Genomic DNA, 7,184 nt, shown 5'->3' with positions numbered 1-7,184 from the left:
TTAGGGGATTTTGGGGAATTTTGCAAAGGTCTCGGCGTGTTCCTTTTTGTAGTGGATATTATTATGAGTAAGCACCGTTTCCGTTGATTGCCGTGATGAATGGCGGGCGAAAATGGGGAATGGCATTCCGCTTTGTTTGCGTCCGTTTGATATGTCCGGCTTTTTTTGTCCGCGAAGTATAAACAGCGGGCGTGGTTTACCCTTTGCGGTAAATCAATATTGGATTTTCAATAGAGATAAGCAATATATGTGATAGCTTCTGCATTTTCATGCGGTTTTCATGTCGAATAGGCCTCTATCGCTTGCACTGCCAAGCCGATTGGTTTAAATTAAACGACAATCTACCGTTGGAAGACACACAATGAAAATTACCGTCATCGGCGCAGGTTCTTGGGGTACAGCCCTTGCCCTGCACTTTGCCAGCCACGGCAACGAAGTCGCCCTTTGGACACGCAATCCCGAACAAGTCCGTACATTGCAGGCAGAACGTGAAAACAAACGCGGCCTGCCCGGTTTCCCTTTCCCTGAATCCTTAACCGTTTACGCCGATTTGGGTGATGCGCTCAAAGACAGCGGGCTCGTCCTTGTCGTAACTTCTGTCGCAGGTTTGAGAAGCAGCGCGGAACTCCTCAAACAACACAATGCCGACCATATTCCCGTCCTTGCTGCCTGCAAAGGCTTTGAACAAGACACAGGGCTGTTGACCTTCCAAGTATTGAAAGAAGTATTGCCTGAGAACAAAAAAATCGGCGTGCTGTCAGGTCCGAGCTTTGCCCAAGAACTCGCCAAACAACTGCCTTGTGCTGTGGTTGTCGCCTCAGAAAATCAGGAGTGGATTGAGGAATTGGTGCCGCAGCTCAACACCAACGTAATGCGCCTTTACGGCAGCACGGACGTTATCGGCGTTGCTGTCGGCGGTGCCGTCAAAAACGTGATGGCAATTGCTACCGGTCTTTCCGACGGTCTCGAATACGGACTCAATGCGCGTGCGGCGCTGGTGACGCGCGGTCTCGCCGAAATTACCCGTCTTGCCATGGCCATGGGTGCGCAGCCCAAAACCATGATGGGGCTTGCCGGCATCGGCGACCTTATCCTGACCTGTACCGGCGCACTTTCGCGCAACCGCCGTGTCGGTTTGGGTTTGGCAGAAGGCAAAGAACTGCATCAAGTGTTGGTGGAAATCGGCCATGTTTCCGAGGGCGTCAGCACCATCGAAGAAGTGTTTAACACCGCTGTGAAATACCAAATCGATATGCCCATTACCCAAACCCTGCTGCAACTCATCCGCAAGGAAATGACCCCGCAGCAAGTGGCAGAAAGACTCATGGAGCGCAGCGCGCGCTTTGAGTAAGACCGAACGGCAAAGGTCGTCTGAAAACATCAAGCCAAAAAGTTTCAGACGACCTCAAGATTCGGCAGCGATTGACATCCCTGCATCATCATCCTAATATCCTGACCGCCTGCCACCATGCGGCAATACGGAAGCCTATACATGAATCAATCACTCGACACCTTGGAAGTCAGCGTTTACCAGCTGGCCCAAAAATTTGAAACCCTTGTTGGTGAGAACCGTCGCCTTAACGAAGAAATCGACCGCCTCAAGCTCGAGCATGAACAACAAAAGCGCGAACACGAAGCCGCCGTTGACGAATTGAGCGAAGCGCTGCTCGTACAAGTCGGCAAACTCAAAGAAGACCTACAAGGCAAAATCGACAACCTTACCGCCGAAAAAGAACAATACCGCAGCACATTAGAGCAGACTGCAGAAAAAATCCGCCGGCTCATTGCCCGCCTGCCGCAAGAAACGCAATCATAAGGACACGCCATGAGTATCGAACAAGTCAGCCTCGACATCATGAATGTCAATTTCACCATCAACACCCCGAGCGAAGAAAAAGATACCCTGCTCCAAGCCGTTGATATGCTCAACAAAAAAAGTGCCGCTATCAAAGAGAGCGGACGCATTGTCGGCAGCGATAAAATCGCCATTATGACCGCACTCAACGTTGTCCACGACCTCCTTAAAATCACACTCAAAGACGATTTGGCAATAGGTGAATTTGAGCGTAAAATAACCGACATGAACAACGCTTGCCAAAAAGCTTTGGCGCGGTTGGAACAAAACTGATTTTTCTTTTTCCCTGCGGTGTCCGCGAAGGCATATATTCCTTTGAACCAATAAGTTCGCTTAAGGTTGCCGGGAGTTGCAGTGGGCGCGAGCGTCTATCCTTAGATGCACCCGAAACTGCCCGAGGTGACCGCCTTGTCAACAAGGTTCAAGCGGATTCAGCCAAAACGGCTCTCGCGGGGATTCCCATATCAAGCCATGCCCGATTGCGGCATGGCTTTCATTTATCATCGGCTTCGACGTCGTCTGAAAAACCAAACGTAAAATCAAAAAACATATCCCGATATTTTGAATCAACAGCAATGTTTTCCAACCTAAAAACAACATTTCCCAATGCATAAAAACGCCATCATAGAAAAAACACTTTCAGACGACCCCAATCCGATTGACAAAAGCCAATCCCATCTTTAAAATTCACAACTTTCTATATCTATCTGGATTTCCACTATGAAAACCTTTTCAGCGAAACCCCACGAGGTGAAGCGCGAATGGTTCGTTATCGACGCCCAAGACAAAGTTCTGGGTCGCGTTGCAGCCGAAGTCGCACACCGTCTGCGTGGCAAGCACAAACCTGAATACACCCCCCACGTTGACACCGGCGACTACATCATCGTCATCAACGCGGACAAACTGCGTGTAACCGGTGCCAAATTCGAAGACAAAAAATACTTCCGTCACTCCGGCTTCCCCGGCGGTATCTACGAGCGTACTTTCCGCGAAATGCAAGAGCAATTCCCGGGCCGCGCTTTGGAACAAGCCGTAAAAGGCATGTTGCCTAAAGGTCCATTGGGTTACGCCATGATCAAAAAACTGAAAGTGTACGCTGGTGCAGAACACGCCCATGCCGCACAACAACCCAAAGTTTTGGAATTGAAATAAGGACACGACATGAACGGTAAATACTACTACGGCACAGGCCGCCGCAAAAGTTCAGTGGCTCGTGTATTCCTGACTAAAGGTACCGGCCAAATCATCGTAAACGGTCGTCCCGTTGACGAATTCTTCGCCCGCGAAACCAGCCGCATGGTTGTTCGCCAACCTTTGGTCCTGACTGAAAACGCTGAAGCGTTCGACATCAAAGTCAACGTTATCGGTGGCGGTGAAACCGGTCAATCCGGCGCTATCCGTCACGGCATTACCCGCGCCCTGATCGACTTCGACGCTGCGCTGAAACCTGCCTTGTCTCAAGCCGGTTTCGTGACTCGCGATGCCCGTGAAGTTGAGCGTAAAAAACCAGGTCTGCGCAAAGCACGCCGCGCAAAACAATTCTCCAAACGTTAATTCGTTTTTGGAATCTCAAAAAGCCCTGCAATGCAGGGCTTTTTTTATTTGTTGCATCTCTTGAATTGCCTATGCATTTTTGAGACTGGTTGAAAGAGGGCGAACGGCTGAGAGATAGTAAGTTGAGACGGCAGGATTCGCGTTAAGTTTTTCTATTTCTTCAAATGTCGAAAATATGAAATTTCTTTTCACATTCCCCATTGATACAATGAGGTTTTTGCAGGGTCGTCTGAATATGACGGATTTCTCAAAGGGGCTTGTGGCGGCGTTGGCTTCCAATTTATTGTTTTCCATGCTGTTTCTGTACGGAACTTGGATGCGTCCGATGACCGGGACGGAAGTTTTCGCTTGGCGCATGGTTGCAATGTTAGCGGCCATATGCGTATTGATGGGCATGAGCGATGGCTGGAAGGCGGCAGGGCAGTTTGTTCGTGAAACGGGCAGGGATTGGAAACGTTGGTTTTTGATTATGTTACCCACGCCTGTTTTCGCAAGTCAGCTTTGGCTGTTTGTATGGTCACCTGTCAATGGCGAAGGCGTGAATGTGGCAATGGGCTATTTCCTGTTCCCATTGGCGATGCTGGCGTGTGGCAGGATTTGGTTTAAGGAAACGCTTAACCGTCTGCAAATAGTAGCGGTCGTATCGGCATGTTTGGGCGTGGCATGGGAGTTGGTACGATCCGGCGCATTTTCATGGGCGACGGTATGGGTATTCGGGACGTATCCCATCTATTATTTGGTGCGCCGCAAACTGGGCGTGCCAGCATTGATAGGGCTGACGTTTGATTTGCTCGTGATTGCGCCTTGTACCTTGTTTTATATTCTGACGCAAACCGATACCATTAATTTGATTGCGTCCACTCCAAAACTTATCGGCTTTATCGTACTGCTGGGTATCAATAGCGCGGTCGCCATGCATTTGAATTTAAAAGCAAGCCAATTATTACCCATTGCCGTATTCGGTATGTTGAGCTATTTGGAGCCGGTCTTGCTGTTTGTCATTTCGATTGCATGGCTGGGCGAACCTTTGGAGAGCGGGGCATTAATCAGCTACGGATTCATTTGGTTGGGTTTGAGTCTGATGATGGTAAACGGATGGCTGGCAATGAAGAGAAGGGTCGTCTGAAGCCGCTGTTTTATATAGTGGATTAACTTTAAAACCGACGGCGTTACCTCGCCTTAGTTCAAAGAGAACGATTCCTCTAAGGTGCTGAAGCACCAAAGTGAATCGGTTCCGTACTATCTGTACTGTCTACGGCTTCGTCGGCCTTGTCCTGATTTAAATTTAATCCACTATAAATTTCAGACGACCTTGCTCCGTCAAAATCGCATTTCCCGATTTCCGTCCTAAAATTTCAATTTCTAAATCAATGTCGTCAGCAGGCTGCCTCGGCTTGTCAAACTTTTGCCCGATATACAGCATTCGATATCGAAAGGTCGTCTGAAACATCTTTTCAGACGACCTTTGCCGTTTCCATTAAAATACCGTATTCCCATTTTTCAGACGGCCTCTTTTCCCATGTTTCCCGACCAATCCGCCCCCAATCTGCTGCAAGGCTTAAACCCCGAACAACTTTCCGCCGTAACCTGGCCGCCGCAATCCGCCCTTGTGCTGGCGGGCGCGGGCAGCGGCAAAACGCGCGTGCTGACCACACGCATCGCATGGCTTTTGCAAACCGGTCAGGCGAGCGTACACAGCATTATGGCGGTAACGTTTACCAACAAAGCTGCCAAAGAAATGCAAACCCGACTCGGCGCGATGATTCCCATCAACGTCCGCGCCATGTGGCTCGGCACGTTCCACGGTCTCTGCCACCGCTTTCTACGGCTGCACCACCGTGATACCGGTTTGTCGTCTTCCTTTCAAATCCTCGACAGCGGCGACCAGCTTTCCCTGATCAAACGCCTGCTCAAAAGCCTCAACATCGCCGAAGAAATCATCGCGCCGCGTTCGCTGCAAGGCTTTATCAATGCGCAAAAAGAATCCGGTTTGCGCGCTTCCGTGTTGAGCGCGCCCGACCCGCACACAAGCCGCATGATTGAGTGCTACGCCGAATACGATAAAATCTGCCAACGCGAAGGCGTGGTCGATTTCGCCGAACTCATGCTCCGCAGCTACGAAATGCTGCAAAGCAACGAAATCCTGCGCCAACACTACCAAAACCGCTTCAACCACATTCTGGTCGACGAGTTCCAAGACACCAACAAGCTGCAATACGCGTGGCTCAAACTCATGGCGGGCGGCAACGCGGCAGTGTTTGCCGTCGGCGACGACGACCAAAGCATCTACCGATTCCGCGGCGCGCACGTCGGCAACATGACCGCGCTGATGGAAGAGTTCCACATCGACGCGCCTGTCAAACTCGAACAAAACTACCGCTCCGTCGGCAACATCCTCGCCGCCGCCAACGCCGTTATCGAAAACAACGACGAACGCCTCGGCAAAAACCTGCGCACCGACGCCGAAGCAGGCGACAAAATCCGCTACTACTCCGCCTTTACCGACCTCGAAGAAGCCCAATTCATCGTGGACGAAACCAAAGCCCTCGAACGCGAAGGCTGGGATTTAGACGAAATCGCCGTCCTCTACCGCAGCAACGCCCAATCCCGCGTCATCGAACAAAGCCTGTTCCGCAGTGGCATCCCCTACAAAATCTACGGCGGCCTGCGCTTTTACGAACGCCAAGAAATCAAACACGCGCTCGCCTACCTGCGTCTCGCTGTCAATCCCGATGACGACAACGCCCTCTTGCGCGTCATCAACTTCCCGCCGCGCGGCATCGGCGCACGCACCATCGAAAACCTTCAGACGGCCTCAACCGAACAAGGCATCACCCTTTGGCAGGCAGCCTGCAACGCCAGCGCAAAAGCCGCCAAAGTCGCCGCCTTCGTCCGTCTGATTGAAGCCCTGCGCAACCAAGTCGGACAAATGCCCCTGCCCGAAATTATCGTCGGCATCCTCAAAGACAGCGGCCTGATCGAACACTACCGAACCCAAAAAGGTGACAACCAAGACCGCCTCGACAACCTCGACGAACTCGTCAACGCCGCCATCGAGTTCAAACCCGAAGACAGCAACTTCGAAATCCTGCCCGACAACATTTCAGACGACCCCGCCTTCCCCATCCTCGCCTTCCTAAGCAACGCCGCCCTCGAATCCGGCGAAAACCAAGCAGGCGCGGGCGAAAAAGCCGTCCAACTCATGACCGTCCACGCCGCCAAAGGCTTGGAATTTAACGCCGTCTTCCTCACCGGCATGGAAGAAGGCCGCTTCCCCAGCGAAATGAGCCTTGCCGAACGCGGCGGCCTCGAAGAAGAACGCCGCCTCATGTACGTCGCCATCACCCGCGCCCGCAAACGCCTCTACATCACCATGGCGCAGCAAAGAATGCTGCACGGGCAAACCCAATTCGGCATCGTCTCCCGCTTCGTCGAAGAAATTCCCCCCGAAGTATTGCACTACCTGTCCGTCAAAAAGACCGCCTACGACAACTATGGCAGCCCGCGCCCAACCGCCGCGCCCAAAGACAAAATCATCGACGACTACAAACAGCCGCAAACCTACGCAGGCTTCCGCATCGGACAAAACGTCCGCCATGCCAAATTCGGCACCGGCGTCATCATCGATGCCGTGGACAAAGGCGAATCCGCCCGACTGACCATCAACTTCGGCAAACAGGGCGTAAAAGAGCTGGATACCAAGTTTGCGAAATTGGAAGAGATGTGAAAGAGGGATGGCAGAGGTCGTCTGAAACCCGTAGCGTGGGCTTTGCCC

Annotated in this window: 7 protein-coding genes and 1 other RNA gene; all 8 read left to right on the top strand. The window is 51.8% G+C overall.

What is annotated here, in order from left to right:
• Positions 1-361 precede the first annotated feature (361 nt).
• The 8 genes from HMPREF2726_RS10645 (at position 362) to uvrD (ending at position 7,136) form a co-directional block, all read left to right on the top strand.
• Positions 362-1,351, top strand: a complete 990-nt coding sequence (locus HMPREF2726_RS10645) for an NAD(P)H-dependent glycerol-3-phosphate dehydrogenase (protein WP_003757087.1) — start codon at positions 362-364, stop codon at positions 1,349-1,351.
• A gap of 141 nt (positions 1,352-1,492) precedes the next feature.
• Positions 1,493-1,816, top strand: a complete 324-nt coding sequence (locus HMPREF2726_RS10640) for a hypothetical protein (protein WP_009312813.1) — start codon at positions 1,493-1,495, stop codon at positions 1,814-1,816.
• Positions 1,817-1,825: 9 nt separating this feature from the next.
• Positions 1,826-2,128, top strand: coding sequence for a cell division protein ZapA (locus HMPREF2726_RS10635; RefSeq protein ID WP_003744050.1), 303 nt, complete (start codon positions 1,826-1,828; stop codon positions 2,126-2,128).
• Positions 2,129-2,135: 7 nt separating this feature from the next.
• A non-coding RNA gene (ssrS, locus tag HMPREF2726_RS10630) (6S RNA) lies at positions 2,136-2,315 on the top strand.
• Between the two features lie 260 nt (positions 2,316-2,575).
• Complete coding sequence (gene rplM / locus HMPREF2726_RS10625) at positions 2,576-3,007, top strand: 50S ribosomal protein L13 (protein ID WP_003744049.1); 432 nt, start codon at positions 2,576-2,578, stop codon at positions 3,005-3,007.
• A 9-nt stretch (positions 3,008-3,016) separates the two neighbouring features.
• Entirely contained in the window at positions 3,017-3,409 is a 393-nt protein-coding gene (rpsI, locus tag HMPREF2726_RS10620) for a 30S ribosomal protein S9 (RefSeq protein ID WP_003744048.1), read from the top strand.
• A gap of 235 nt (positions 3,410-3,644) precedes the next feature.
• Entirely contained in the window at positions 3,645-4,535 is an 891-nt protein-coding gene (gene rarD, locus HMPREF2726_RS10615; protein WP_036529677.1) for an EamA family transporter RarD, read from the top strand.
• A gap of 393 nt (positions 4,536-4,928) precedes the next feature.
• Positions 4,929-7,136: a DNA helicase II gene (uvrD, locus tag HMPREF2726_RS10610; RefSeq protein WP_070603344.1), complete on the top strand. Its 2,208-nt coding sequence runs from the start codon at positions 4,929-4,931 to the stop codon at positions 7,134-7,136.
• Positions 7,137-7,184 lie beyond the last annotated feature (48 nt).

This window comes from Neisseria sp. HMSC074B07, assembly GCF_001810355.1.
Lineage (GTDB): Bacteria > Pseudomonadota > Gammaproteobacteria > Burkholderiales > Neisseriaceae > Neisseria.
Note: the sequence above shows the minus strand (reverse complement) of the source record. Positions and strands in the feature narration are given on the sequence as shown.

Excerpts from the sequence above, each read along its gene's own strand:
- HMPREF2726_RS10635 (WP_003744050.1), top strand. The coding sequence starts at position 1,826 with ATGAGTATCGAACAAGTCAGCCTCGACATCATGAATGTCAATTTCACC.
- rplM (WP_003744049.1), top strand. The coding sequence starts at position 2,576 with ATGAAAACCTTTTCAGCGAAACCCCACGAGGTGAAGCGCGAATGGTTC.
- HMPREF2726_RS10645 (WP_003757087.1), top strand. The coding sequence starts at position 362 with ATGAAAATTACCGTCATCGGCGCAGGTTCTTGGGGTACAGCCCTTGCC.
- rarD (WP_036529677.1), top strand. The coding sequence starts at position 3,645 with ATGACGGATTTCTCAAAGGGGCTTGTGGCGGCGTTGGCTTCCAATTTA.
- rpsI (WP_003744048.1), top strand. The coding sequence starts at position 3,017 with ATGAACGGTAAATACTACTACGGCACAGGCCGCCGCAAAAGTTCAGTG.
- uvrD (WP_070603344.1), top strand. The coding sequence starts at position 4,929 with ATGTTTCCCGACCAATCCGCCCCCAATCTGCTGCAAGGCTTAAACCCC.
- HMPREF2726_RS10640 (WP_009312813.1), top strand. The coding sequence starts at position 1,493 with ATGAATCAATCACTCGACACCTTGGAAGTCAGCGTTTACCAGCTGGCC.